This is a genomic window from Sinomonas sp. B1-1 (assembly GCF_050474465.1).
Classification (GTDB): Bacteria; Actinomycetota; Actinomycetes; order Actinomycetales; family Micrococcaceae; genus Sinomonas; species Sinomonas flava.
The window spans coordinates 105808-129709 of sequence record NZ_JBCHVF010000010.1 but is presented as its reverse complement, the minus strand read 5'-3'; the positions used below and the strand labels follow the sequence as shown (position 1 = coordinate 129709).

At 72.1% G+C, this 23902-nt stretch carries 20 protein-coding genes; 4 read left to right on the top strand and 16 right to left on the bottom strand.

Annotated elements, in window-relative coordinates; all coding sequences use genetic code 11:
* Positions 1-37 precede the first annotated feature (37 nt).
* The 4 genes from ACQ5BE_RS14390 to ACQ5BE_RS14375 are packed head-to-tail and all read right to left on the bottom strand — an operon-like array spanning position 38 to position 4226.
* A complete protein-coding gene (locus ACQ5BE_RS14390) occupies positions 38-859 on the bottom strand; it encodes a CoA transferase (RefSeq protein WP_430297652.1) in 822 nt (273 codons plus the stop codon).
* Positions 860-861: 2 nt separating this feature from the next.
* Entirely contained in the window at positions 862-3069 is a 2208-nt protein-coding gene (locus tag ACQ5BE_RS14385) for a bifunctional polysaccharide deacetylase/glycosyltransferase family 2 protein (RefSeq protein ID WP_430297650.1), read from the bottom strand.
* Positions 3066-3629: a hypothetical protein gene (locus ACQ5BE_RS14380; RefSeq protein ID WP_430297648.1), complete on the bottom strand. Its 564-nt coding sequence runs from the start codon at positions 3627-3629 to the stop codon at positions 3066-3068. Before ACQ5BE_RS14380 ends, ACQ5BE_RS14385 begins: the two co-directional genes overlap by 4 nt.
* Positions 3630-3641: 12 nt before the next feature.
* Entirely contained in the window at positions 3642-4226 is a 585-nt protein-coding gene (locus ACQ5BE_RS14375; protein WP_430297647.1) for a TetR/AcrR family transcriptional regulator, read from the bottom strand.
* A 96-nt stretch (positions 4227-4322) separates the two neighbouring features.
* Here ACQ5BE_RS14375 and ACQ5BE_RS14370 point away from each other — a divergent pair, with 96 nt between their 5' ends.
* The gene (locus ACQ5BE_RS14370) at positions 4323-5651 is read left to right on the top strand and encodes an alpha/beta fold hydrolase (protein WP_430297646.1); all 1329 of its coding nucleotides are present in this window, start codon (positions 4323-4325) and stop codon (positions 5649-5651) included.
* Positions 5652-5666: 15 nt separating this feature from the next.
* Here ACQ5BE_RS14370 and ACQ5BE_RS14365 read toward each other — a convergent pair whose 3' ends face one another.
* The 7 genes from ACQ5BE_RS14365 to ACQ5BE_RS14335 form a co-directional block, all read right to left on the bottom strand.
* Positions 5667-7598, bottom strand: coding sequence for a bifunctional sugar phosphate isomerase/epimerase/4-hydroxyphenylpyruvate dioxygenase family protein (locus ACQ5BE_RS14365; RefSeq protein ID WP_430297645.1), 1932 nt, complete (start codon positions 7596-7598; stop codon positions 5667-5669).
* A complete protein-coding gene (locus tag ACQ5BE_RS14360; RefSeq protein ID WP_430297643.1) occupies positions 7598-8518 on the bottom strand; it encodes a shikimate dehydrogenase in 921 nt (306 codons plus the stop codon). The genes ACQ5BE_RS14365 and ACQ5BE_RS14360 overlap by 1 nt, the downstream gene beginning before the upstream one ends.
* Positions 8519-8551: 33 nt before the next feature.
* Positions 8552-9343 (bottom strand): IclR family transcriptional regulator, encoded by a 792-nt coding sequence (locus ACQ5BE_RS14355; RefSeq protein ID WP_430297642.1) that lies wholly within the window; start codon positions 9341-9343, stop codon positions 8552-8554.
* 88 nt (positions 9344-9431) lie between these two features.
* Complete coding sequence (locus ACQ5BE_RS14350; protein ID WP_430297641.1) at positions 9432-9776, bottom strand: thioredoxin family protein; 345 nt, start codon at positions 9774-9776, stop codon at positions 9432-9434.
* A gap of 199 nt (positions 9777-9975) precedes the next feature.
* A complete protein-coding gene (locus ACQ5BE_RS14345; RefSeq protein WP_430297640.1) occupies positions 9976-10749 on the bottom strand; it encodes an enoyl-CoA hydratase/isomerase family protein in 774 nt (257 codons plus the stop codon).
* Positions 10746-11990, bottom strand: coding sequence for a CaiB/BaiF CoA transferase family protein (locus ACQ5BE_RS14340; protein WP_430297639.1), 1245 nt, complete (start codon positions 11988-11990; stop codon positions 10746-10748). Before ACQ5BE_RS14340 ends, ACQ5BE_RS14345 begins: the two co-directional genes overlap by 4 nt.
* Complete coding sequence (locus tag ACQ5BE_RS14335; protein ID WP_430297638.1) at positions 11987-13315, bottom strand: MFS transporter; 1329 nt, start codon at positions 13313-13315, stop codon at positions 11987-11989. Before ACQ5BE_RS14335 ends, ACQ5BE_RS14340 begins: the two co-directional genes overlap by 4 nt.
* A gap of 220 nt (positions 13316-13535) precedes the next feature.
* On the opposite strand from ACQ5BE_RS14335, the gene ACQ5BE_RS14330 reads away from it, so the two are divergent.
* The 3 genes from ACQ5BE_RS14330 to ACQ5BE_RS14320 all read left to right on the top strand — a co-directional run bounded on the left by ACQ5BE_RS14330 (position 13536) and on the right by ACQ5BE_RS14320 (position 16826).
* On the top strand, positions 13536-14318 hold the full coding sequence (locus ACQ5BE_RS14330; protein WP_430297636.1) for an IclR family transcriptional regulator: 783 nt from the start codon (positions 13536-13538) through the stop codon (positions 14316-14318).
* A 107-nt stretch (positions 14319-14425) separates the two neighbouring features.
* On the top strand, positions 14426-15403 hold the full coding sequence (locus ACQ5BE_RS14325) for a LacI family DNA-binding transcriptional regulator (protein ID WP_430297635.1): 978 nt from the start codon (positions 14426-14428) through the stop codon (positions 15401-15403).
* A 58-nt stretch (positions 15404-15461) separates the two neighbouring features.
* A complete protein-coding gene (locus tag ACQ5BE_RS14320; RefSeq protein ID WP_430297634.1) occupies positions 15462-16826 on the top strand; it encodes an MFS transporter in 1365 nt (454 codons plus the stop codon).
* A 98-nt stretch (positions 16827-16924) separates the two neighbouring features.
* Here the strand turns inward: ACQ5BE_RS14320 and ACQ5BE_RS14315 are convergent, their stop codons facing one another.
* From ACQ5BE_RS14315 to ACQ5BE_RS14295, 5 genes are all read right to left on the bottom strand, one after another.
* Positions 16925-18736: a glycoside hydrolase family 15 protein gene (locus ACQ5BE_RS14315; protein WP_344300774.1), complete on the bottom strand. Its 1812-nt coding sequence runs from the start codon at positions 18734-18736 to the stop codon at positions 16925-16927.
* A 1-nt stretch (position 18737) separates the two neighbouring features.
* Positions 18738-19787, bottom strand: a complete 1050-nt coding sequence (locus tag ACQ5BE_RS14310; protein WP_430297633.1) for a glucose 1-dehydrogenase — start codon at positions 19785-19787, stop codon at positions 18738-18740.
* 112 nt (positions 19788-19899) lie between these two features.
* Positions 19900-20394: a bifunctional diaminohydroxyphosphoribosylaminopyrimidine deaminase/5-amino-6-(5-phosphoribosylamino)uracil reductase RibD gene (gene ribD / locus ACQ5BE_RS14305; protein ID WP_425564462.1), complete on the bottom strand. Its 495-nt coding sequence runs from the start codon at positions 20392-20394 to the stop codon at positions 19900-19902.
* A complete protein-coding gene (locus ACQ5BE_RS14300; protein WP_430297631.1) occupies positions 20391-21047 on the bottom strand; it encodes a GTP cyclohydrolase II in 657 nt (218 codons plus the stop codon). The genes ribD and ACQ5BE_RS14300 overlap by 4 nt, the downstream gene beginning before the upstream one ends.
* Positions 21048-21135: 88 nt before the next feature.
* Positions 21136-23844, bottom strand: a complete 2709-nt coding sequence (locus tag ACQ5BE_RS14295; RefSeq protein ID WP_430297630.1) for an HAD-IC family P-type ATPase — start codon at positions 23842-23844, stop codon at positions 21136-21138.
* Positions 23845-23902 lie beyond the last annotated feature (58 nt).

Here is a 23902-nt window from a genome sequence, read left to right as displayed (position 1 = left end):
CGCGCGCCGCACCCGTCCACTGCCGCCCTGGGGAGCTTCAGCCCCCGGGGCCCCGGACCTCCGCAAGGGGGATGTCGAGGTCGCGGCCGAGCCGCACCCAGTGCGCGGACGTCTCCCCCGCGAACCGCCGAACGAGGTCCTCACGCGTGAGGCCCACGTGGGCCGCGAGCCGCTCAGCGAAGGGCCGCTCGAGGGCGGCGACGGCGACGAAGCCGTCGCTGGTCGCGTAGACGCCGTATCCGGGCAGCCCGCCGGCAAGCACGCCGCCGGGGGCGGTGAGGCCGTGCCGTACCGCGGCGGCCGCGTCCCGGCCGGCGTCATCGAGAACCACCCGGACGTGGCCGCCGTCCCCACCCCGCTCCCGTCCGAGCAGGGCCAGCAGCGCCGCGGACACGGCGCGCTCGGCTCCGAGCAGGTCCGCCACCGGGACCCGCGGCATCGACGGCGGGCTCAGCAGCCCGTGGAGGGCCTGATAGGTGAGGTCGTGGCCGGGGCGCTCGGCATCCTCGCCCGTGAAGCCCACGATCTCCACGTGGGCGAGCCGGAGGCGCCGCACCGCCTCCGGGATCCCGAGGCGGGCCAGGGCCGAGGGCCGCATCGCCGTGAGCAGAAGCCCGGCGCCGGCGAGGATCTCCGCGAACCGGTCGCGGCCGGCGTCGTGCCTGAGGTCCAGTGCCACGACGTCCTGGCCGGCCACCAGCTCCCGGTACCAGTCCGGTGCGGCGGCCGCGAGGGGGTCTCCCTCCGGCGGTTCGACCTTGACGACACGCGCACCGAGAGCGGCCAGCCGCGCCGCGGCGAGCGGGCCGGGGAGGTTCACCGCCAGGCACACCACCGTGGTGCCCGCGAGCGGCTCCACGCCTACGCCTTCGCCGCCGGCGGGACCGTCAGGCTCCCGTAGCGCTCCATGCGGTGCCAGCGCAGGTGCACCCCGGCGAGGGCGGTGACGACGGACTGGATGACGACGAGGTACATGAGCTGACGGTAGACGAACTGCTGGAGCGGCAGCGTCCACAGCGGACCGAGCCGCTCCCGGTCGAGCCGGAACGCGTACGCGGCCATGAGCAGCTGGACCAGCAGGAACACGAGCCACAGCGCCGCGATGCGGAAGGGGTCCAGGAAGATCAGCCCGTAGACGGCGAACACGTCGACGATGGGTGCGAAGAGCGGCAGCAGGACCTGCAGCATGAGCAGGTATCCGAGGCCCCGCCGGCCGAGCTTCCCAGCCGCCCCGCGCTGGACGACGGCGCCGCGGTGCTTCCACATGGCCTGCAGCGTGCCGTAGCACCAACGGTAGCGCTGCTTCCACAGCGCGCCGAGCGTCGCGGGGGCTTCGGTCCAGGCGCGCGCGCTCTCCTCGTACACCACCCGCCAGCCGTGGCGGCACAGCGCCATGGTCAGGTCGGTGTCCTCGGCGAGCGTGTCGTCGCTGACGCCGCCGACGGCGAGGAGCGCGTCGCGCCGGAACGCGCCGATCGCCCCGGGCACGGTCGGCATGCACTCGGCGAGGTCGAAGAGCCGGCGGTCCAGATTGAAGCCGACGACGTACTCGATGTGCTGCCACGCCCCGAGGATGCCGCCGCGGTTGGCCACCTTGGTGTTGCCGGAGATGGCACCGATGCGCGGGTCCGCGAACGGCTGGATGAGCGCGTGGACGGTGTCCGGCTCGAAGACGGTGTCGCCGTCCACCATCACCACGATCTCGTGGCTCGCGGCGAGCAGGCCCTCGTTGAGCGCCGAGGGCTTCCCGCCGTTCTCCTTCCGGATCACGACGACGCCGGGCAGCCCGAGCGCGTCGACGAGGTCCGCGGTGCCGTCGGTCGACCCGTCGTCGACCACGATGATCTCGACCGGGTGCGTCGAGGCGGCGATGGAGCGGACGGCGGCCTCGATGCCCGCCGACTCGTTGTAGGCGGGCACGATGACGGTGACCGGCTCCGTGATTTCGGGCCGGCTCAGGACGCCCACGGTGCGGCGGCCGCGCCCGACCCGCCGCCTCCGCCGGGCCTCCCGGCTGTGGCGCGCGGCGAAGCCGATCACGAGCACGGCCCGGGCGAACGTCACGGCGCCGGCGGCCACAAGGGCCCAGGAGATGGCGGTGACCACCCAGTCGCTCAGCCGCACGCCCCAGACGAAGGCCGTGCCGCTCACCTCCTGGGCCAGGCTCGCCGGGCGGGTGCTCTCGACGCCGACGGCGTCGCCCGCCGTCGTCGCCCGGTACCCTCGGGCGGCGGCGTCCGTGAGGAAGGAGTCGAGGGCGGCGACCGTCTGCGCGCGGTCCCCGCCGCCGTCGTGCATGAGGACGACCTGGCCCGGGCGCTGCCGCGCGCCCGGACCGGGCAGGGCGAGGTTCTGCAGGATCGCCTGCTCGCCGGGACGCTGCCAGTCCTTGCTGTCGAGGGTGCTGAGGACCGTGAGATAACCCTGGTCGGCGGCTGAGCGTATGGCCGACCACGTGTCGTCCCCGACCGCCTCGTTGTCCGAGCTGTACGGGGGGCGCAGGAGCGAGGGGGACAGCCCGGTCACGCCCGCGATCGCCTGCTGGGCCCCCTCGATCTCGAGGTCACGGCGCCAGGCGGGGGCGTTGCCGAGGTCCACGTGGGTGAGGGTGTGGACGGCGACTTCGTGCCCCTCGCCGGTGATGCGGCGCATGAGGTCCGGGTGGTCGATCGCGGCCGAGCCGACCACGAAGAACGTCGCATGGACGCGGTGCTTGGCGAGGACGTCGAGGATCTGCGGCGTCCACACGGGGTCGGGGCCGTCGTCGAACGTGAGCGCGAGCGTGCCGTCCGCGGGGCGGGCCGTCTGCACCGCGCCGCCGCGCGCGTCGATCACCGGGCCGCCGTGCGAGACGGCGGTGGGCACGCTGGCGGCTCCGGCGTCGGCGCCGGTCGACTGATCCGCGTAGCTGGCCGAGCGCCCCACATACCCCTGGACCGTGAGCGCGAGGCCCAGGGCGAGCATCGTGATGGCCAGGACGAGCCAGTGCGCGCGGACTCGGGCAGGCTGCGCGCCCCGGCTGCCCCCCGCACGACGCCGCGTGGCCGGGGTGAGTGCCGGGGCCGTCACGGGTGCGCGGGGGCAGTCGGGCGGGTGGTCTGGCCCGGAGCCGTGTCGCTCTTGCCGTTGACGGCCGACGCCGCGGCGGACGGGATCGGGGCCGAGGCGGCCGTGGCCGCCGGCACAGGGGCCGCTGGAGCCGAGGTGGGAGCGGGAGCGGGCGCCGCTGTCGCCGGCGCCTGGACCGCACCGGGCTGCGGAACCGCCGCCGGCTCGTTGCCCGCGGGATGGGCGGCCGCCTGCGCCCGGGCCACGGAAGAGGGCTCCGGCGCGTCCGCGGTCGCCGCCGAGGAGGGAGCCGGGGACGGCGGGGCGGACGGTGCGGGGGCGCCCATGGCCTGGCGGGGAAGGTAGGGGGCGGCGACGTTCGGGCCGCCGAGCAGCGCCACGGCGAGGAGCAGGGCATAGGCGGCGACGATGGCGAGGGCGAGGATCCAGATGGCCCGCACCCGACGCAGCCTGCGCCCGGTGGAGTCGACGAAGATGGGTCCGGCCAGAGGGTCGGGCCCGGGGTCGGGAGTCTGCAGAACGGGCAGGGGGCTGGTCTGGGGTCCAGGGGATGCCGTCATCGGGCACCCATTCTAGGCCACGGCCCGAGGCGGAGGCTCACCGCGGGGGGTGGAAGGCGGTACGAACGCCCGCACCACCGCGTCAAGGGGGGCGCGGACGTCCGCGTCCGGGTCCACCGCGATCCGCTGGAAGGTCATGCCCTCGCCGATCGCCGTGATCGCGGTGGCCGCCGCCACCGGATCGGGAGCTCCGAGGCGCGCCATGGCATTCTCGACGAAGGTCCGGAAGTACACCCGGCCTGCGAGCAGGGGGCGCCGGACGTCCTCGTTGTGCGTGCCCTCGAGGAAGAGCACGTAGCGCGCGATGGTCCGGGTCCGGGACGCGGTGGTGATCGTCTCCACAGCCTGGGTCAGGAGGTCGACGAAGGCCGCGACATCGGCTGGCGGGCTCGGCGGTGCCCCGAGCTCGGCCAGGTCCTGCTCCGCGAGCCACTGCACCACGCCGGTCAGGAGCGAGGAGCGCGTGCGGAAGTAGTTCGAGGTCGAGCCCCTCGGCATCCCGGCCGCCTCGTCGACGCGGGTATGCGTGAGGGCTCTCAGCCCCTGTGTGCCGAGCAGTTCGGCAGCGGATTCCAGGACCCGTTCTCGCATCGACATGATGATCACTATAGATGCAGTGATTTTTCACTAAAGACGTAGTACCCTGTTTCCATCACCGGCACAGCAGCAGGTCAGCCTCAAAGGGAGGATGCGATGTCTGCAGTGGAAGAAAGCGTGGTCGTTGCCCGACCCCAGCAGGAGGTCTTCGACTTCCTGGCAGAGTTCGGAAACCTCTCGCTGTACGACGCCTTCGTGACTGCGTCCAGCCAGATCGGCGACGGCCCGCCGGGGCTCGGGACCCGCGGCCGCGGAACCACGCGGTTCATGGGCCGGCAGTTCGACTGGGTGGTCGAGTTCACGGAGTTCGAGCCGCCCCGGCGGATGGTGTCGCGCTCGGTCGGAGGACAGAGGGACCTGACCGCGGCCTTCACCCTCGCACCGTCCGACGGCGGCACCCGCGTCACGGAGCGGCTCGAGACCGAGATGAGCGGCCTCGTGGGCAGACTGCCCGCGCCGCTGCTGAACCGGCTCCTAAGCCGGTCCCTCCGCACGAACCTCAGGACCCTGTCCCGGGTTCTGGGCGACCACCACGCCTCCCTGGCTCCGCGCAGAGCAGCCATGCCCCGGCTCGACGGTGTCACACACCGGTGGGTCGACGTGGGCGGGCTCAGCATGCACCTCGCCGAGGCAGGCGAAGGCGAGCTGCTCATCCTCCTGCACGGCTTCCCCCAGAACTGGTGGGAATGGCACGGCCTGATCCCCCGCCTTGCCGAGCACTTCCACGTGATCGCCGTCGACCAGCGCGGCTTCGGCTGGACCGACGCGCCTCGCCGCGGGTACGACGCCGCCACGCTCGTCGGGGACATCGTCCGGCTCATGGAACGCCTGGACGTCCCTCAGGCGCGGTTCCTCACCCACGACTGGGGCGCACTCGTCGCCCAGCTCCTCGCCATGGAACGGCCGGATCTCGTCGAGGCGCTCGTGGTCACAGGCGCCCCCGACCTGCACATCAGGCCGAACGCCCGGCTGCTCCCCCTCTTCCCCCAGCTCTGGCACGTCTTCGCCCTCGCGCTCCCGGCAGTGGGCCCGCGCTTCCAGCGGAGCCGGAAGCTCGCGCGGCACCTCCTCACCGCCTTCGAACCGCCGGGGGGAGTCGCCGAGGAGGACATCGAGCTCTACCGCACCGCCATGGTGCAGCCGGACAGGGCCTATGCAGGCTCTGCCCTCTACCGCCGCACCATCCTCCCGGCCTTCATGGGCATCATCGTCGGCACGCACGCCAGGCGGGATTTCACCACCCCTACCCTCGTCCTCGTCGGCGCGATGGAACCCTCGGGCACACTGCAGGAGATGGGCCACCGCCGCGGGCGCGGGAGCAATGTCACCGCCGAGATCCTGCCCGGCGAAGGCCACTTCCTCCCCGACCATTCCCCCGACGCCGTGGCAGACAGAGCGCTGCGGTTCTTCGGGAAGGCCGCCTGAGGCGCTTGTGGGCGGTCAGCGCTGCGCCGCATGCTGGACGGCATGCTGCACGGCGTGCCGCACGGGCGCATTCGGGGCGCCGAAGCCGTCGTACCCGTCGATCCGCTGAACGACCTCGAAGAATACGCTGCCCACCGTGGACGTGTAGAAGTGCAGGAACTCGCCGTTCTCGTCGCGGTCGTAGAGGAGGTCGAACTCGCGCAGCGCCGCGAGCTTGCCCGGCGGCAGCTCGAAGCGTGCGTCGAGGTCCTCGTAGTAGTTGTCGGGGATGGGCAGGAACGGCAGGCCGCGGCGGCGGCAGGCCTGGGCGTGCGCGATCAGGTCCGGGACCTCGATCGCGATGTGCTCGGCGAACGTGTCGAACACGGTCCCGCGCACCGAGTCCGCCCGGACCCACGGGGCCAGATTCAGTGCGAGGCGCACCGCCCGGCCCCCGTCCGCGAGCGGGGTCTGCATGACCTGCGAGCGCACGAGGCCGCTCGGGCTCGAGACGTCCTGCGAGGGCTGCGGCGTCAGGGCGAGCGTCGAGGAGTAGAACAGGACGGCCTCGTCGTAGTGCTGCCAGGGCTGGGCGAGGTTGATGTGGTCGATCCTCGCCCGGCCACCGCGCGCGCCGGAGCCGACGGACGACGGCGAGCGGTCGCCGTCGTGCGCCGCCTCGCCCTCCCCGCCGCCGAACTCGCGGGTCCAGCGAGTGTCCTGGCAGAGGAACACCTCGGTGCCGTCGGGGGCGCGGACGGCCTGCAGGATCTCCTCGCCGGCCTGGGAGGCGCGCGCGACGGGGACGGCCTTGAGCTGGGCGGCGCGCGCCACGGCCTTGACGGCGTCGTCCACGTCGAAGGCCAGCGCGGAGATCCCCGGGGCGACGCCGCGGGCCCGCTGGCGGTTCAGGACGATCCGAGCATCCCCGAGCGTCCAGAGCGAGACGGGCTTGGTGCGGTGCTCGCCCTGGGAGGCGAACCCCAGCTGGGCGAGGAGCCGCTCGAGGGGGTGCGTGTCCTCGGCGGTGACCTCGGCGAAGTTCATGCCCGACGGCGGCGCGACCTCGGGGAGCGTGCGCAGGGGCATCGCGGGCTTCGCCGCGGGGGCGGCCAGGGCGCCGCCGTGCTCCGCGGCGACGCGCTGGGCCGCCACGTGCTGGGCCGTGCGCTCCTCGAGCCAGATGAGCGAGCGCATCGCGTCCACGGCGGTGCGCTCCACGTCGGCCTGCCGGAACGTGTCGTTGAAGACCTCGAGCGAGACCGGGCCGTTGTAGCCCGTGTGTGCCACATGGCCGAGGAACTTGGGCAGGTCGAACTGGCCCTCGCCGGGGAAGACGCGGTAGTGGCGGCTCCAGTTGAGGACGTCCATGGAGAGCTTGGGCGCGTCGGCGACCTGGACGAAGAAGATCTTCTCCCCCGGGATCTTCTCGATGGGCTCGGTGTCCCAGCCGCGCGAGAGGATGTGGAACGTGTCCAGGCACGTCCCGAGGCTGGGGTGGTCGGCATCGGCGACCAGGCGCCACGCATGCTCGTAGTCGTTGACGTAGGTGCCCCACGCGAGGGCCTCGTAGGCGACCTTGACGCAGTGGTCCGCGGCGAGCTCGGCGAGGCCGTGGAGCTGCTCGGTTCGCAGGGCGTCGTCGTCGATGCTCGCGGTGCCCACGTTCGAGCACACCAGGATCGTGTCGATGCCGAGGCGGCCCATGAGCCGGAACTTCGCCTCGGCGCGGCGCAGGTTCGCCCGGTACAGCTCCTCGGGCACGGAGTCGAGGTCGCGGAACGGCTGGTAGAGGTCGAGGCCGAGGCCCAGGTCCTCCGCGAGCAGCCGCACGTCCTCGGGGCTCAGGGACGAGGTCACGAGGTCCGTCTCGAAGATCTCGACCCCGCCGAAGCCGGCCTTCGCCGCTGCGCGCAGCTTCTCCTCGAGGGTCCCGGACAGGCAGACGGTGGCGATCCCGGTGCGCATCAGCGGGCCCCCGCCGTCGTCGCGCCGGCTGTCTCGGCCTCGGCGCGCTGCTCCGCCGCGATCAGCTCGAGGAAGTGCGCGCGCATGCGCTCGGCGTCGGGCTCGAGGCCCGTGAAGATGCGGAAGGCGTCGACGGCCTGGCCCACGGCCATGCGGCCCCCGTCCAGCACGCGGCAGCCGGCGGCGCGCGCGTCGCGGACCAGCTGCGTCTCGATCGGCCGGTAGACGATGTCCGCTACCCAGTGGCGCGGCGTCAGCAGCGACGTGTCGAAGGGGGTCCCCGGATGCGCCGCCATCCCCACCGGGGTGCAGTGCACGACGCCGTCCGCGGCCTCCAGCAGCGAGGCGAGCTCCGCCGTCGTGCGCGCCTCGACCGACGCGGCCGGGAAGAGCCCGGCGAGCTCGGCGGCGCGGCCCTCGGCGCGGGAGCGGTCGACGTCGACGATCACCAGGTGCTCGACCCCGGCGGTGAGCAGCGCGTAGGCGACCGCGGAGCCGGCCCCGCCCGCGCCGAGCTGGACGACCCTGCCGAGCGCCGCGTCGGGCAGCCCGGCACGGAAGGCGGAGAGGAAGCCGGACATGTCGGTGTTGTGGCCCACGGTCCGGCCGTCGGCGCCGATGACCACGGTGTTGACGGCGCCGAGGCGGCCCGCGTCGGCGTCGACCTCGTCGAGGTGCTCGATCACGAGCTGCTTGCACGGGTGCGTGATGTTGAGCCCGTTGAAGCCGAGGTTCCGGGCAGCGCGCACGAGCTCCCCCACGGACTCGGGGGCGAGGCCGAGGGCGGCGATGTCGATGGGCCGGTAGAGGTAGAGGAGGCCGTGCTCGGCGCCCTCGCGCTCGTGGAGCGAGGGGGTGAGGGACGGCGTGACACCGTCCCCGATGAGGCCGATCAGGTACGACTCCGTGGTGAGGCTCATGGTTTCCTTTCGGGCGATTGCCCGTCGTGGGGTCTAGTGGCGGGGCAGGCGCGCCGCGAGTTCCTCGGCGGCCTCGTGGAGCGCGGGCAGCTGGTCGACGAGATCATCGACGCCCATGCGGACGGTCGGGGCGGAGCAGGCGATGGCCGCGAAGGCGCGGCCCGCCTCGTCCAGGACGGGAACGGCGACGGCGCGCATGCCCACCTCGTTCTCCTCGTCCATGAGCGCGTAGCCCTGGCTGCGGATGCGGTCGATCTCGGCGCGGAACGCGCCCCGGTCGGTGATGGACTTGGGCGCGACCGCCGCGAGCTCGAGGGTCTCGACGAGGTCTTCGCGGTCCTCGGGGGCGGCGAACGCGACGAGGGCCTTGCCGACGGCGGAGCAGTGCAGGTGGCCGCGGTAGCCGGGGTCGCTCGTGACGCGGAAGGCCTTGGGGCCGTCCACCTTCGCGACGGTGAGGAACCTGCCCTCGTCGCGGACGGCGAGGATGCTCGCCTCCTGGGTCTTCTCGGTGAGGCGGGTCAGCACAGGAGTCGCCGTGCCCGCGAAGCCGAGGCTGTTGGCCACGTAGAGGCCGAGCTGGAACACGCGCAGGCCGAGGCTGTACTTCTTCCCCTCCGGCTCGAAGTCCACGAAGCCCGCGCGCTGGAGCGACTGCAGCAGCCGGTACGCGGTGCTGAAGGGCAGGTCGGCACGGCGGGAGAGGTCAGCGGCGGTCGTGGCGCCAGGGGCGTCTCCGAGCATGACGAGCAGGCTCAGCGCCTTGCCGACCATGTCGGTCTTGCCCGGCTTCGGCGCCGGCTCGTCCGGAGTGAGCGGGGTCATGCTTCGATGGTGCCACAGTTCTCACGATGTGGCAACGATCGCCGAGATGTGGGAATCACGGCCGTTCCGCGACGGCAATGGCCGCGGCTCACGCGCTCTGGGTGAAGGGCCGCCCGGCCAGCGCCGCCCGGATGGCGTCGGTGAGCTGCCCGCCGTCCGGCAGCGGGGCGGGTCCGCGGGGCGTCTGGAAGACGCGGCAGGCCAAGCGCCCCGTGCGGACGCCGGGGAAGGGGTCCCTGCCCCCGACCAGGATGGTGGGCGACCCGGCGAAGCCCAGACGGAGCGCCTGCTGCCGGTTCCGAACCTCGATGGCGAACACGTCCACCTCCGCCGCCCCTGCCATACGGGCGGCGGACCGGGCGAGATGAAGGGCGGCCTGCCACTGCGGGCAGTCCTCGATGTAGAGGACCTCGATCCTCGGCGGAAACATCATCTCGATCCCTCCTCCTACCTGGCCCGGGGAGCTGCGTCTCTAAAATCTTATTTCCCAATTTTAGACGTCGCCCATGCCGGAATCAATCCAAGCGCGCAATTGTCGGCTTGGCGCGGGTGGCAGAGCGCCGCACCCGCTCCAACTCGACAATTGCGCGGTTGGGGGCACGTGGGGGCGGGAGCGCGGGGGAAGGCGCGGCCTACGCCTTGCGGCGCCGCAGGAATGCGGCGAGCCGGCCGGGGAACTCCTGGGGATCCGCCGCGGGCCGCGGCGGCTCGCGGCGGACAGGGGCCACGAGCGGGTCCAGCCCGCGGTCGACGGCGGCCTTCGCCGCCCGCAGCGACGCCGGCGAGAGCGGCCGCCACCTCGCGAGGAGCCCCTCCAGCTCGTCGTCGAGGGTGCCCTCGTGGGCCACCGTGGTGACGAGGCCGATCCGCTGCGCCTCCTCGGCGGAGAGCATGCGTCCTCCGTAGAGGAGGTCCTTGGTCCGCGAGGGCCCGATGCGCAGCGACATACGGGTCGCAAACGATGCCGGTACGAGGATCCCGAGCCGCGAGATCGGCATGCCGAGGTGCGCGGTGGCCTCGGCGAGCTGGACGTCGCAGGCGAGGGCGAGCTGGCAGCCCCCACCCGCCGCCACCCCCTCGACGACCGCGAGCGTGGGCATGGGCAGGTCCTCGATGGCCCGCAGCGCCGCCTCGAGGCGCCAGAAGCTGCGGTCGACCTCCGCGGAGCTGGCACCGTCCCACTCGCGCAGGTCCGATCCGGAGCTGAAGACGCCGCCGCGCCCGCGGAAGACGACCGCGCGCAGCGTGCTGCGCCCGGCGAGCGCGGTCGCGGCCTCCCCGAGCTCGTCCCACTGGCCGGACCGGAGCGCGTTGAGGCGCTCCCCGGTGCCGAAGCTGACGACGGCGACCGAGCCGTCGTCGTCGACCCTCACCCCGCCCGCGGCATCCACGGCCGGCCCCGTCACCCCACAGCCCCCGCGGCGCGGAGCCGCTCGATGTCCGAGCGGCTGTAGCCGGCCGCGGCGAGGACCGCGTCGCTGTGCTCGCCCAGGCCGGGCGGCGGGGTGCGCACGGTGGCCGGCGTGCGCGTGAGCCGGATGGGGCAGGCCAGCGTCCGGAGGGAGCCGGCCGGGTGGTCGAGCTCGGCGACCATGCCGCGGGCCAGGACCTGCGGGTCGGAGAGCGCCTCCGGCACCGTCTGGATCGGCCCGGCGGGCACCCCCGCGGCGTCGAGCCTCTCCACCCAGGTGCCGGTGGTCTCTGCGGCGAGGATCTCCTCGAGGAGCGGGATGAGCTCGCGGCGGTGCTCCACGCGCAGCGGGTTCGTGGCGAACCGGGGGTCCCGGGCGAGGTCCGGCCGGCCCACCGCCTCGGCGAAGCGCCGCCACAGCCCGTCGTTGCCCACGGCGAGCATGAGGTGGCCGTCCGCCGTCGGGAACGCCTGGTACGGGGCGATCGTCGGGTGGGCCGAGCCGTAGCGCCGGGGCGTCTCGCCGCTCGCGAAGTACCCGCTGGCCACGTAGGTGAGCCACGCGACCGAGCCGTCGAGCAGGCTGATGTCCACCCACTGGCCGTGCCCGGTGCGCTCCTTCTCGTGCAGGGCGGCGAGGATCCCGATCACGGCCCACGTCCCGGCGATGAGGTCGGCGCTGCTGATCCCCACCCGCACAGGCGGACCGTCCGGCTCCCCCGTGACGCTCATGATCCCGCTGCGGGCCTGGGCGATCGCGTCGTAGCCGGCCCGGCCGGCGTCGGGCCCCGTCTGTCCGTACCCGCTGATCGAGGCGTACACGAGCCCGGGGTTCCCGGCGGCGAGCTCCTCGTAGCCGAGCCCGAGCCGGGCGGCGGTGCCCGGGCGGAAGTTCTCGACGACGACGTCGGCCTCCCGCGCGAGCCGTCGCACGGCGTCGAGCCCCTCGGGCGACTTGAGGTCCACCGCGAGGCTCCTCTTGTTCCTGTTCACCGACAGGTAGTACGCCGCCTGCCCTCCGTGGAACGGCGGCCCCCACTGCCGGGTGTCGTCACCCTGCCCCGGCTGCTCGACCTTGATCACGTCCGCGCCGAGGTCGGCGAGGGTCATCGTGGCGAAGGGCCCGGAGAGGATGCGGCTCAGGTCGAGGACCACGAGGTCCGCCAGGGGGCCGGCCGCCACGCCGCCGCCCCCAGAAGCGGCGTCGGGGCGGACGTCGGTGCCGCGCAGGGTCATGTGTGGCGCACCCGGCCGCGGTGGGTCCGGCTCTCGGTCGACCCGGGCGCCGCGGTGCTCCTCTTGGGGAGGAGCAGGAGGGCCACCATGGCCACGGCCGCGCAGATGATGATGTAGATCGAAATCGCGGTGGACCCCCCGGTCTCCTGGAGGAGCGCGGCCGCGATGAGCGGCGCGGGGCCGCCCGCGATCACGCTCGCGAGCTGGTAGCCCATGCCAGCGCCGGTGTACCGGATGTCCGCGTCGAAGCTCTCGGCGATGAGTGCGGCCTGGGGCCCGTACTGGACGTCGTGGAAGATCAGGCTGACCACCACCGCGACGCCCATCAGCAGGGCATCGCGTGTGTTGAGCAGGCCGAAGTACGGGAACGCGTAGAGCGCCGTGGCCACGATTCCGATGCCGTAGACGAGCTTCCGGCCGAAGCGGTCGGACAGTATGCCGAAGACAGGGATGCTGATGAGCCCGAGCGCGGCGGCGATCAGGGTGTCGACGAGGATCGCGTCGCTGCTGGTCTTCAACTGCTTCGTCGCGTACGTGATGACAAAGGTGATGAAGATGTAGAACGGAGCCTGCTCCGAGGCCCGGACGAAGGCGGAGAGGAGGATCTCCTTGGGCTGGCGGCGGAAGGCCTCCATCAGGGGCACCTGCACGACCTTGTCCGCCTTGCGGACCGCCTCGAACTCCGGGCTCTCGACGACCCGCAGCCGCACGAAGAGGCCGACGCCGACGAGGACGATGCTCAGCAGGAACGGGATGCGCCAGCCGTATGTGATGAAGTCGCTGCCCGTCACCCCCGAGGTGAGGCGGACGAGGCCGGTCGAGAGCACCAGGCCGAGCGGCACGCCCATCTGCGGCCAGCTGGCGGAGAGACCGCGGCGGTGCTGCTGGCCCCATTCCATCGCGATGAGCACCGAGCCGCCCCACTCGCCGCCCACGCCGATGCCCTGGATGACACGCAGCACCGTCAGGATGATCGGGGCCCAGACGCCGATGGCCTGGTAGGTGGGCAGCACGCCGATGAGCACCGTGCCGAAGGCCATGAGGAACAGCGTGACCATGAGCGTGGTCTTGCGCCCGATCCGGTCGCCGTAGTGCCCGAAGATCGCCGCGCCCACGGGCCGGGCCACGAAGCCGACGAACTGGGTGCCGAAGGCAGCGATGACGCCGGCGAAGTTGTCGCCGCCGGGGAAGAACAGCTGAGGGAAGACCAGGGCGGCCGCCGTGCCGTAGAGGAAGAAGTCGTACCACTCGATCGTGGTGCCGACGACGCTCGCGTAGGTGGCGCGCCGTACGGCCTGTTCTCGGGTTACTGCTGGTGCACTCATCACTACCTCCAGTGGCATGATGCGGGGCCTGGCGGGCCCTGAAATGTGGGTGCTCGATGCGGATAGAAGGCCGCTGCTCGTCGCAGGGTCGAGGGTGGCGGTTGCCGTCGGCAGCCCCCACGTCGTCGTGGTAGCGCAAACCCGTATGCTGATTCCGGTACCCATAATCCGGATTTCGAAAACCAGCTGTCAACGGTTTTTCGCAAGGAGGCCCGAGCCAATGGCCAAGGAACCGGGCGCGGCGTCCGCGCCGCTCCTCGTGCTCGTCAAGGTCGCCGCGATCCTCAAGTGCTTCTCCCTCGAGGACCCGGAGCCGACGCTCCAGCAGATCATCCGCAGGACCGGCCTGCCGGCGAGCACGTGCCAGCGGCTCGTCCAGAACATGGTGCGCGAGGGCTTCCTGGACAGGGACGGGGACCGGTACCGGATCGGGATCCGCTTCGTGCAGTGGTCGGCACCCGGGACCATCGGGCTGGACATCGTGCGGGCCGTCCGGCCCATCCTCCACGCGCTCCGGGACGAGACCGGGGAGACGGCATGCCTCTACGTGCGCGACGGCGCCCACCGCACGGTCGTCGCCGTCGCCGAGACCCGGCACGTCGTCATCCGCCCGTTCTACGTGGGCCAGGTGATGCCGATCCACGCCGGCGCGCCGGGGAAGATCTTCCTCGCCTTCGACCCGGAGGCGAGGGCGGCCATCGAGGCGAGCGAGCTGACCCGGTTCACCGAGAACACCCCGGGCACGTGGGAGCAGCTGGACGCGCAGGTCGAGCTGGCCCGCTCGCAGGGCTTCTTCGCCGCGTTCGGCGAGCGCAACAGCGATGTCGGCTCCATCAGCGCCCCCGTCTACGACCACCTCGGCGATCTGGCCGCGGTTCTCGGCGTCGGCTTCCCGCTCCAGCGCATCGGCCCGGACGACGTCGAGTGGCTGGGCCCCGCGGTCGCCCGCGCCGCCCGCGCGGCGAGCGAGGCGATCGGCTACCGCTCCCCGGAGATGCATTGATGCAATGTGTTTCTGCAACACGTTGACGCGTTGCAGAAATGATGTCACTCTTAGGAGGTCGCTGTGACAGCGACCACAGCTGAAGGTGACCGAACGAGGAGGTTCGCATGGCGACGATCGCCGACATCGCGCACGCCGCCGGCGTCTCCAAGTCCACCGTGTCCCGCTCGTTCACGCGTCCCGACTCGGTCAACGCCGAGACCCGCGAGCGCATCCTGGCCGTGGCGGCGGATCTGGGCTACCGGCCCGCCCCCGCCAAGGCCGAGACCACCGGAACCATCGCGCTGTTCATCCCGGACATCGCGAACCCCTACTACCCCCCGCTCGTGAAGTCCATCCAGGCTGCCTGCCAGCGGCAGTCGCTCTCGCTGATCGTCGTCGACGGCGAGGACGACCCCGAGGCGGACGCCGAGGAGCTCGAGCGGGTCATCGGGCGCGTCGACGGGGCCATCGTCTTCGCCCCGAGGCTCGACGCCGGGCGCCTCCGCGCGCTCGACGCCGTCGCGCCCGTCGTGCTCATCAACCACGTCACCGAGGGCCTCCCCTCGGTGATCCTCTCGGCGCCCGAGGGTGCGCGGCAGGCGATCGAACACCTCGCGGCCCTCGGCCACCGGGCGATCGCCTACCTCGCGAGCCGGGAGGACAACTACTCGTCCCGCGTCCGCCTGGCGGCCGCGGAGGAGGCGGCCGACCACCTCGGCGTCACGCTCCGCGTGCTCACCCACGCAGAGCCGACCTACGCTGCCGGCGTCCGGGGCGCGGACCTCGTCCTCGCAGAACCGGTCACGGCAGTGATCGCGCACAACGACCTCATGGCCTTCGGGTGCATGAACCGGCTCATCGACCGCGGCGTCGAGGTCGGAAAGGAAGTCAGCGTCGTCGGCTTCGACGACATCTGGCTGGCCTCGGCCTCCCGGCCAACCCTCACCACGGTGACCACGCCGTACGAGCGGGGCGGCGCCGTCGCCCTCCGCATGCTCACCGAGCGGATCGGCGACCCCGACCGCCCGGCGAGCACCGTCCACCTGTCCGGGGACCTCGTGGTCCGCGGCAGCACTGGCCCCGCGCCGGCCCAGCTCGACTGACCGGCCACCCCCCCTTCCGCTTTATCCTTCCGTCCCGCCCCGCATGAAAGGCGAGCACATGAGCAACCTGCCAGGCAACGTGTCCGGCATCGTCGACCCGGACGTCAAGACCCCCGAGGAGCAGGAGCGCCGGCTCCGCCGCGCCAAGAAGGCCGCGCTCGCGGCGTTCCTCGGCGGCGCCCTCGAGTACTACGACTTCTTCGTCTACGCGACGGCGGCGTCGCTCATCTTCTCCAAGATCTTCTTCCCGGCCGGTGACCCGGTCGTGGCGCAGATCTCGGCGTTCGCGACCTTCGGCCTCGCCTACGTCGCCCGGCCGTTCGGCGCGATCGTGTTCGGCCACCTCGGCGACCGGATCGGGCGCAAGAACACGCTCGTCATGACCCTGGTCCTCATGGGGGCGGCGACCTTCCTCATCGGCGTGCTGCCGGACTTCCACGCCGCCGGGTACCTCGCCCCGGTCCTCCTCGTCGCGCTGCGCCTCCTGCAGGGCCTCTCCGCCGGCGCCGAGACCGCAGGAGCCTCCGCGCTGACCATGGAGGAGTCCCCGATCGGGCGCCGCGCGTTCTTCCCGTCCTTCGCGATGAGCGGCATCTCGACCGGCATCGTCCTGGCCTCCCTCGTGTTCCTCCCGGTCGCCGCGATGAGCGAGGCCGACCGGCTCGCATGGGGCTGGCGCATCCCGTTCTGGTCCTCGCTCGTGGTCCTCATCGTCGCGTACCTCGTGCGCCGCTCGCTCGAGGAGCCCGAGGTCTTCGAGGAGAAGGCCCAGCACAAGGACCTCGTGAAGCTGCCCTTCATGGACATGCTCAAGACGCACCCGGCCCAGTTCTTCCAGGTCGCGCTCATGTCCTTCGAGACCGTCACGAACACGTTCATGCAGTCCTTCGGCCTGGCCTACGCCGTCTCGGTGGGCATCAACGCCCAGACCATGCTGTGGGTGAGCATCCTCGGGAACGTCATCGCGATCGCCACCCAGCCGCTGTCCGCCTACTTCGCGGACAAGTTCGGCCGCCGGCCGATCTTCATAGCCGGCATCATCGGCTCCGGCGCGCTGATCTTCGTCTACTTCTGGGCGATCTCGACGGCGAACATCCCCCTCGTGTTCGTGGTCTCCACGCTCATCACCGCCGGCACCTACGCGATGTCCAATGCGATCTACCCGGCCTGGTTCGCCGAGCTGTTCAACGTCCGCGTCCGCTACTCGGGCATGGCGATCGGCCTGCAGATCGGCATCCTCTGCGCCGGCTTCACGCCGCTCCTCGGCACCGCGCTCGTCGGCGGCACCGCCGCCAACTGGGGGCCCGCCGCCTGGATCGTCGCGGGCTCGACCGTTCTGGCCCTCATCGGCGCCCTCTGGGCCCGGGAGACCTACCGGACCCCGATCCACGAGCTGGGCAACCAGGTCCACGGCTCGAAGTAGGGACGCGACCCCGCAACAGCAGGGACGGGACCCCGCAAGGGCAGGGAGATGACCCCTCAACGTTGTGACGTTGGGGGGTCATCTCCTGCGTTGAGGGGTCAGGCCTGTTGCTGCCCGTGGCTCTTCCTCACGGGCGTGTCGCTGTCGCGGGCGTCGCCCTGGTGCAGCTGGAGGGCCGTCGTGATGAGGGCGAAATGGCTGAAGGCCTGCGGGGTGTTCCCCAGCTGGCGGGACGCCTGAGGGTCCCACTCCTCGCTGAAGAGGCCCACGTCGTTGCGCAGTGTCAGGAGGCGCTCGAAGAGTTCGCCGGCCTCGTCGTGCCGCCTTGCGCCGATCAGCGCCTCGACGAGCCAGAACGAGCACGCCACGAACACGCCCTCGCGCCCCGGGAGGCCGTCGTCGCTGGCCTCGGGCCGATAGCGGAGCACGAACCCGTCCTCGGTGAGCTCCCGCTGGATCGCCTCGATCGTGCCGATGACGCGCGGGTCGTCCTTGGGCAGGAAGCCCACGCGCGGGATCAGGAGCAGGCTCGCGTCGAGCTCGTCGCTGCCGTACGACTGGACGAACGTGTTGCGCTTCTCGTCGAAACCGTGGCGCATGACGTCGTCGTGGATCCGGTCGCGCAGCTCGGCCCACCGGTCCGCGGGACCGGGCAGGCCGGACTTCCGGATCCCCTTCACCATGCGGTCCGCGCCCGCCCACGCCATCACCTTCGAATGGGTGAAGTGCCGCCGCGGTCCGCGCATCTCCCAGAGGCCGTTGTCCGGCTGGTCCCAGATCTTCTCGAGGTGCTCCATGATCGCGGTCTGCAGGTCCCACGACTCGTCGTGGTCCGCCACGAGGCTGCTGCGGGTCAGGGCGAGGCCGTCCAGGACCTCGCCCCAGACGTCGAGCTGGAACTGGCCTGCGGCAGCGTTCCCGGTTCGGACGGGCCTCGACCCCTCATAGCCCGAGAGCCAGTCGAGCTCGGCCTCCGGCAGCCGGCGGGCCCCGTGGAGCGAGTACATGATCTGGAGGTCCGCGGGATCACCGGCGACGGCGCGGAGCAGCCAGTTCCGCCACGCCACCGCCTCGTCGGTATAGCCGCCTGCGATGAGCGACTGCAGGGTCCACGTCGCGTCCCTGAGCCAGCAGTACCGGTAGTCCCAGTTCCTCGGGCCGCCGATCTGCTCCGGGAGCGAGGTCGTGGCAGCTGCGACGATGCCGCCGGTGGGCATGTAGGTGAGCGCCTTGAGCGTGATGAGGGAACGCTGGACCGCGTCCTTGTGCGGCCCGCCCGCCCTGCTCCTCGATGACCACCCCGTCCAGTAGTCGGTGGTCCCCTTCAGCACCTTGTCCGGATCCACCGTCCGGGGCTGCTGCGCATGGCTGGGCGCCCAGGTGAGCACGAACGACACACGGTCCCCTTCGCCCACCGTGAACTCGCCGCGCGTGCGCATGTGCTCGCCGTGGACCGGCACGTCGCTCGCCAGGTAGACCGAGTCCGGGCCCGCGACCGCGTGCAGCCCCCTGCCGCTGCGGCGGACCCACGGCACGATGTGCCCGTAGTCGAACCGCAGGACGAGCTCGAGGGCCATCGTCACCGAGCCGCGGATGCCCTCGACGATCCTCACAAGGTCGGCCACCCCGTCCCTCGGCGGCATGAAGTCCAGGACCCGCACCGCGCCGTCGTCCGTCTCCCACTCGGTCTCCAGCACGAGGGTGTTGTCCCGGTACTGCCGGCGCGTGCACGTCGTGGCGCCCTTCGGAGCGAGCAGCCAGCGGCCGGCCTCGGAGTCCGCGAGCAGCGCGGCGAAGCAGGCGGGGGAATCGAAGTTGGGCAGGCAGAGCCAGTCGATGGACCCATTCCGGGCCACGAGTGCCGCCGTGTGGAGGTCGCCGATGATCGCGTAGTCCTCGATCCGGCTCATCTCAGGCCTCCTTGACGTCCAGGACCACCTTGACGTCGTTCTTCTCGTGCTCGAACGCGTTCCCGAAGTCGGCGAGCGGCACCCGCCGCGTGATCAGGCGTGCCAGCCAGTCGGCGTCGGCCTTCGCCAAGGCCGCAGCGGCGGCCTCGTAGTGGCTCCGGTTCGCGTTGACCGAGCCGAAGACGACGTCGTTGCCCAGGACCGCTTCCCGGTTGGCCGCCCCGACGTCCACGGGCAGCGTCTTCCCAATCGAGGAGACCCCCGTGAGGCATGTGATGGCGTCGAGCGCGTGCTCCGTGATCGTCTCCATCACCACCGACGGCACGCCGGTGCACTCGATGAGCACGTCCGCGCGGACACCCGAGTCCGTGAGGGAATCCGTGTGGTAGGTGGCGCCGAGGTCCCGGACGAGGTCAGGCTTGGGGCCGTCCGTGACCCGGTCGTAGACGTGCACGTCGAGGCCCCGCTGGACCCCGAGCAGCGCGGCCAGCAGCCCGACCGGCCCGGCGCCGGTCACCACGGCGACCTTCGGATCGTAGAACGCCCGTTTGCCGATGGCCTCGGCGTGCTGCCACGCCTTGGCGACGATGGTCGTGGGCTCGAGGAGGACGCCGATCCGCTCAAGGCCCCGGTCCAGCTTCACGAGCGCGTCGGCGTCGGCCCGGTAGCGTTCCCGCGCGAACCCGTTCAGTCCCTTGATGCCGTGCTCGGTGTACTTGCCGTTGCGGCACATGTCCCACTGCCCCGCGGCGCAGGCCTCGCACGGCACCGGGTCGGGGCGCCGCACGATCCCGACGACAAGGTCCCCCTCGGCCAGGCCCGAGCCTTCGGGGGCCGAGACGACGCGGCCGAGGTTCTCGTGCCCGAGGACCAGGTGCTTGGCCCCCGGCGGGGCCTCGCCGTACTGGGCGGAGACAATCTCCTTGTCCGTCCCGCAGAGGCCGACCGCGAGGGTCTCGACCAGGACTTCCCCTTCCGACTCGGCAGGCTCGTCCATCTCGAGCAGTTCCAGGGAGTCCTTCACGCCCGGCGTCACACCCAATGCCTTCACCAGATTCACCTCGCACACGATCGCGCTCGCACCTCTTGCGGACGCTCACGCCTTCCCCTGCGTGGGGTGGGGTGAAACGCATTCCCAGCCTCCGCGCAGGCAGCGCGGGGAGTCAGGCCGAAGCGGGGTGCCGGATGCTCTCGAGCCAGCCCGCGTTGACCTCGCGCGCCTCCGCCTCGAGCAGGCCGCCCTCGACGCCGATTCCGGCGGTGCGGAGCGTCTGAGCACCGCCCTGGGCGAGCGGGTTGGGGTCGGAGAGCGCGTACACCACCCGGTCCACGCCCGCCGCGATGAGCGCCTGCGCGCAGGGTCCCGTGCGCCCGGTGTGGTTGCACGGTTCGAGCGTGACGAGCGCGATCGTGCCGCGGGCCGCCTCGCCGGCTCGCGCGAGCGCGTCCGCCTCGGCGTGGGCCGTCCCGGCGCCGCGGTGGAAGCCCTCGGCGACCAGCTCGCCGTCGTGCGTCAGCAGCACGCAGCCCACACGGGGGTTCGGGCCGAGCGGGACGCCCGGGGTCGCGGCGAGCCGCAGCGCGCGGCGCATCGCTTCCTCCTCGCTGTAGCGCACGACGCCGGCCGCGGCCTCGGGCGCGGACAGGACCTCGGTCACGCGGTCACCCCCAGGGAGAAGGCGGTATCGAGGTCGATGCTGTGGGAGGTGTGGTCCCGCTTCGCGGCGAGGTAGCGGACGTTGGACTCCGAGACGTGGACGCCCGTGGGGACACGCTCGGCGACCGCGACGCCCAGCCGCTCGAGCTGGCCAGCCTTGTCCGGGTTGTTGGAGAGCAGGCGGATCTGCCCGACTCCCACCGCGGCGAGCATCTGGGCGGCGGCCGTGTAGTCGCGCTCGTCCTCCCCGTGGCCGAGCGCCGTGTTGGCCTCGTAGGTGTCGAGGCCGGCGTCTTGGAGGGCGTAGGCGTCGAGCTTGGAGTACAGCCCGATCCCCCGGCCCTCCTGGCGGAGGTAGAGGAGGAAGCCTCCGGCCTCGGTGATGCGCTCAGCGGCCTCACGGAGCTGGGGCCCGCAGTCGCAGCGCTGGGAGCCGAACACGTCTCCGGTGAGGCACTCGCTGTGGGGGCGTACGAGCGGGACGGCGGCCGCTTCCCAGCCGCCGAGGCCGAGGAGCAGGTGCTCCTTGCCGTCGGCAAGGCCGTGGAACGTCAGGACGTCGGCAGTGGTCTGGTAGCCGTCGGGGAAGCGCAGGGGCACGCGGACGCGGGTGCGGACGGCGGCGGAACCCTGCGGGGACGCGGACTGGGACATGGACTCTCCAATGCTTGAATCTTCAATCAATCCTACGGCGGATTGGTTGAGGCATCAAGCATTGGGGGTTCTTCGTGACGCCGACGTCTCAGAACTCCCCCGAGCCCACCCGCTTGTCCACGGCGACCACGACGCCTGTCGCCATCGCGGCCGCGAGGATCGCGAGCCAAGCCTGCCAGCCGATCGGCGCGGTCTGGAAGAGCGTGTTCATCGCCGGCACATAGGTCAGCGCGAGCTGTGCGACGGCCTGCGCCGTGGCCCCGAGGATGAGCCACCGGTTGCTGAACGGCCCGCCCGGCTGCCCGAATCGGCGCAGGGACCGGCAGCCGAAGAGGTAGACCGTCTCGACCGCGACGAACAGGTTCACCGCGAGGGTGCGGGCCTCGGCGTCGGAGGCGCCCTGCCCCAGCGCCCCGTGGAACCCGGCCCACGCGCCGGCGAGGAGCAGCGCCGAGACGAGGCCGGTGCGCCGCAGGAGCGGCCATGTCAGCAGCGGCCGGTCCGGCTCGCGCGGCTGCCGCGTCATGATGCCGGGCTCCTTGGGCTCGAACGCGAGCATGAGCCCCAGGGCCACGGCGGTGGTCATGTTGATCCACAGGATCTGGGTCGGGAGGATCGGCAGCGTGGTCCCGAGCAGGATGGCCACGAGGATCACGAGGCCCTCCGCCATGTTGGTCGGCAGGGTCCACACGATGAACTTCGTGAGGTTGTCGAAGACCCCGCGGCCCTCCTCGACGGCGGCCTCGATCGTGGAGAAGTCGTCGTCGGTCAGCACCATATCCGCAGCCTCCTTGGCCACCTCGGTCCCGCCGCGTCCCATGGCGATCCCGATGTCGGCCTGCCGCAGCGCCGGGGCGTCGTTGACGCCGTCGCCCGTCATCGCCACGACGTTCCCCTGGGACTGCATCGAGGCGATGAGCCTGAGCTTCTGCTCGGGGGACACCCGGGCGAAGACCCTGGCGCGGTCGACGGCGCGGTCGTAGTCCGCGCCCTCGAGCGCCTCGAGCGTAGGGCCGTTGAGGACAAGGCCCTGCCCGACGGCATGGCCGGGCTCGCCGTCGAGCAGGCCCACCCGGTGGGCGATCGCGGTGGCGGTCGCCGCGTGGTCCCCGGTGATCATCTTGACCGTGATCCCGGCCTCCCGGCACGCGCGCACGGCCGGGGCGACGGCGGTGCGGGGCGGGTCCTGCATGGCCACCATGCCGGTCAGAAGCATGGATCCGGGCAGGGAGGCCTCTTCGAGCACGGCGTCGTCCTGGCGTCGCACCGCGGTGGCGAGGACGCGGAGGCCCTCCGCCGCGCGCCCGGCGGCGATGCCGTGCACGTCGTCCGGGTCCAGCGGCTGGACCGTGCCGTCCGCGCCGAGCCGGCCCGAGCACAGGCGCAGGATGCTCTCCACAGAGCCCTTCGCGAACACGATGCCGCCGCCCTCGGCCGGGTCGTGGTGGGCGGTCGCCATGAACCGCCGCTCGGAGCTGAACGGCACCGACGCCGCGCGCGGGTGGGTACCCTCGAACTCCTCGCGGGTGACGCCTGCCTTCGCCGCGGCGACCACCATCGCGATCTCGGTCGGGTCACCCGAGGCGCGCCAGCCGCCGCCGTGCAGGCCCAGCGTCGCGTCGCCGCACACCGCCCCGGCGACGAGTGCGGCCCGGAGGGGGCCGCCGGCCTCGTGCGGTGCGAGGTCCACGGGCCGGCCGGACGCGTCGAGGAGCTGCCCCTCGGGGGTGTAGCCCGTCCCGGTGACGGCGTAGGAGCCGGCGGGCGTCCAGACGTGGAGCACGGTCATCTGATTCTCGGTGAAGGTGCCGGTCTTGTCGGAGCAGATCACCGTGGTGCTGCCGAGCGTCTCGACCACCGGCAGCCGACGAACCACCGCGCGGCGGCGGGCCATCCGGCTCACGCCGATCGCGAGCGTGACCGTGACCGCGGCCTGCAGGCCCTCGGGGATGGCGCCCACGGCGAGCGCGACCGCGGCCGTGAACATGTCCGCGGGATGCTCGCCGCGCACGACGCCGACCGCGAATGTCACCGCCGCTAGCGCCAGGATCGCGACGGTCAGGAACGCGCTGAAGCGGCCGAGCTTCTGGGTCAGCGGGGTCTCGACGCCGCGGACCGAGCCGACGAGCCGGTGGATCTGGCCGATCTCCGTCTCGGCGCCCGTCTTGACCGCGACCGCTGCACCCGTTCCCGCGGTGACGAGGGTGCCGCTGTAGACCATGTTGCTGCGGTCGGCCACCGGGGTGGGTATGGGCAGGACAGTCTCGTTCTTGGTGACGGGCTCGGACTCACCCGTGAGGGCCGACTCGTCGACGCGCAGCTCGGCATGGGCCACGAGCCGCGCGTCCGCGGGAACGCGGTCCCCGGCCTCGAGCAGAAGGAGGTCTCCCGGCACGAGGTCCTCGGAGGGCACGGTCTGCCGCCGGCCCGCGCGCACCACGGTCGCGGGGGTGGTCACCATGGTGCGGAGTGCGTCGAGTGCGGACTCGGCGCGGGACTCCTGGATGAAGCCCACCACCATGTTCACGAGCACGACGCCGAAGATCACCGTCGCGTCCACGGCCTCGCCGAGGTACGTGGTCACCGCCCCGGCGGCCAGGAGCACGTAGATCAGCGGGTTGTTGACCTGGCCCCACACCCGCCGCAGGGTCCCGTTGCCCCGGGCCCCGGGGAGGCGGTTCTCGCCGAACTGCCCGCGGCGCTGCTCCACCTCGGCCTCGTCGAGGCCTTCTCGCGGGTCGGTCTCGAGGAGCAGGACCACCTCGTGCACGCTCAGGCCGTGATGGTTCTCGCTCACGCGGCCAGCTTCGCCCGGCCCGCGAGGGGTGTCAAAGCAGGACGTGTGCGATCCTGCC

Bases quoted from the DNA above. Each gene is read 5' to 3' on its own strand.
- ACQ5BE_RS14380 (WP_430297648.1), bottom strand. From the start codon at position 3,629: ATGACGGCATCCCCTGGACCCCAGACCAGCCCCCTGCCCGTTCTGCAG.
- ACQ5BE_RS14375 (WP_430297647.1), bottom strand. From the start codon at position 4,226: ATGTCGATGCGAGAACGGGTCCTGGAATCCGCTGCCGAACTGCTCGGC.
- ACQ5BE_RS14370 (WP_430297646.1), top strand. From the start codon at position 4,323: ATGTCTGCAGTGGAAGAAAGCGTGGTCGTTGCCCGACCCCAGCAGGAG.
- ACQ5BE_RS14365 (WP_430297645.1), bottom strand. From the start codon at position 7,598: ATGCGCACCGGGATCGCCACCGTCTGCCTGTCCGGGACCCTCGAGGAG.
- ACQ5BE_RS14360 (WP_430297643.1), bottom strand. From the start codon at position 8,518: ATGAGCCTCACCACGGAGTCGTACCTGATCGGCCTCATCGGGGACGGT.
- ACQ5BE_RS14355 (WP_430297642.1), bottom strand. From the start codon at position 9,343: ATGACCCCGCTCACTCCGGACGAGCCGGCGCCGAAGCCGGGCAAGACC.
- ACQ5BE_RS14350 (WP_430297641.1), bottom strand. From the start codon at position 9,776: ATGATGTTTCCGCCGAGGATCGAGGTCCTCTACATCGAGGACTGCCCG.
- ACQ5BE_RS14340 (WP_430297639.1), bottom strand. From the start codon at position 11,990: ATGACCCTGCGCGGCACCGACGTCCGCCCCGACGCCGCTTCTGGGGGC.
- ACQ5BE_RS14335 (WP_430297638.1), bottom strand. From the start codon at position 13,315: ATGAGTGCACCAGCAGTAACCCGAGAACAGGCCGTACGGCGCGCCACC.
- ACQ5BE_RS14330 (WP_430297636.1), top strand. From the start codon at position 13,536: ATGGCCAAGGAACCGGGCGCGGCGTCCGCGCCGCTCCTCGTGCTCGTC.
- ACQ5BE_RS14325 (WP_430297635.1), top strand. From the start codon at position 14,426: ATGGCGACGATCGCCGACATCGCGCACGCCGCCGGCGTCTCCAAGTCC.
- ACQ5BE_RS14320 (WP_430297634.1), top strand. From the start codon at position 15,462: ATGAGCAACCTGCCAGGCAACGTGTCCGGCATCGTCGACCCGGACGTC.
- ACQ5BE_RS14315 (WP_344300774.1), bottom strand. From the start codon at position 18,736: ATGAGCCGGATCGAGGACTACGCGATCATCGGCGACCTCCACACGGCG.
- ACQ5BE_RS14300 (WP_430297631.1), bottom strand. From the start codon at position 21,047: ATGTCCCAGTCCGCGTCCCCGCAGGGTTCCGCCGCCGTCCGCACCCGC.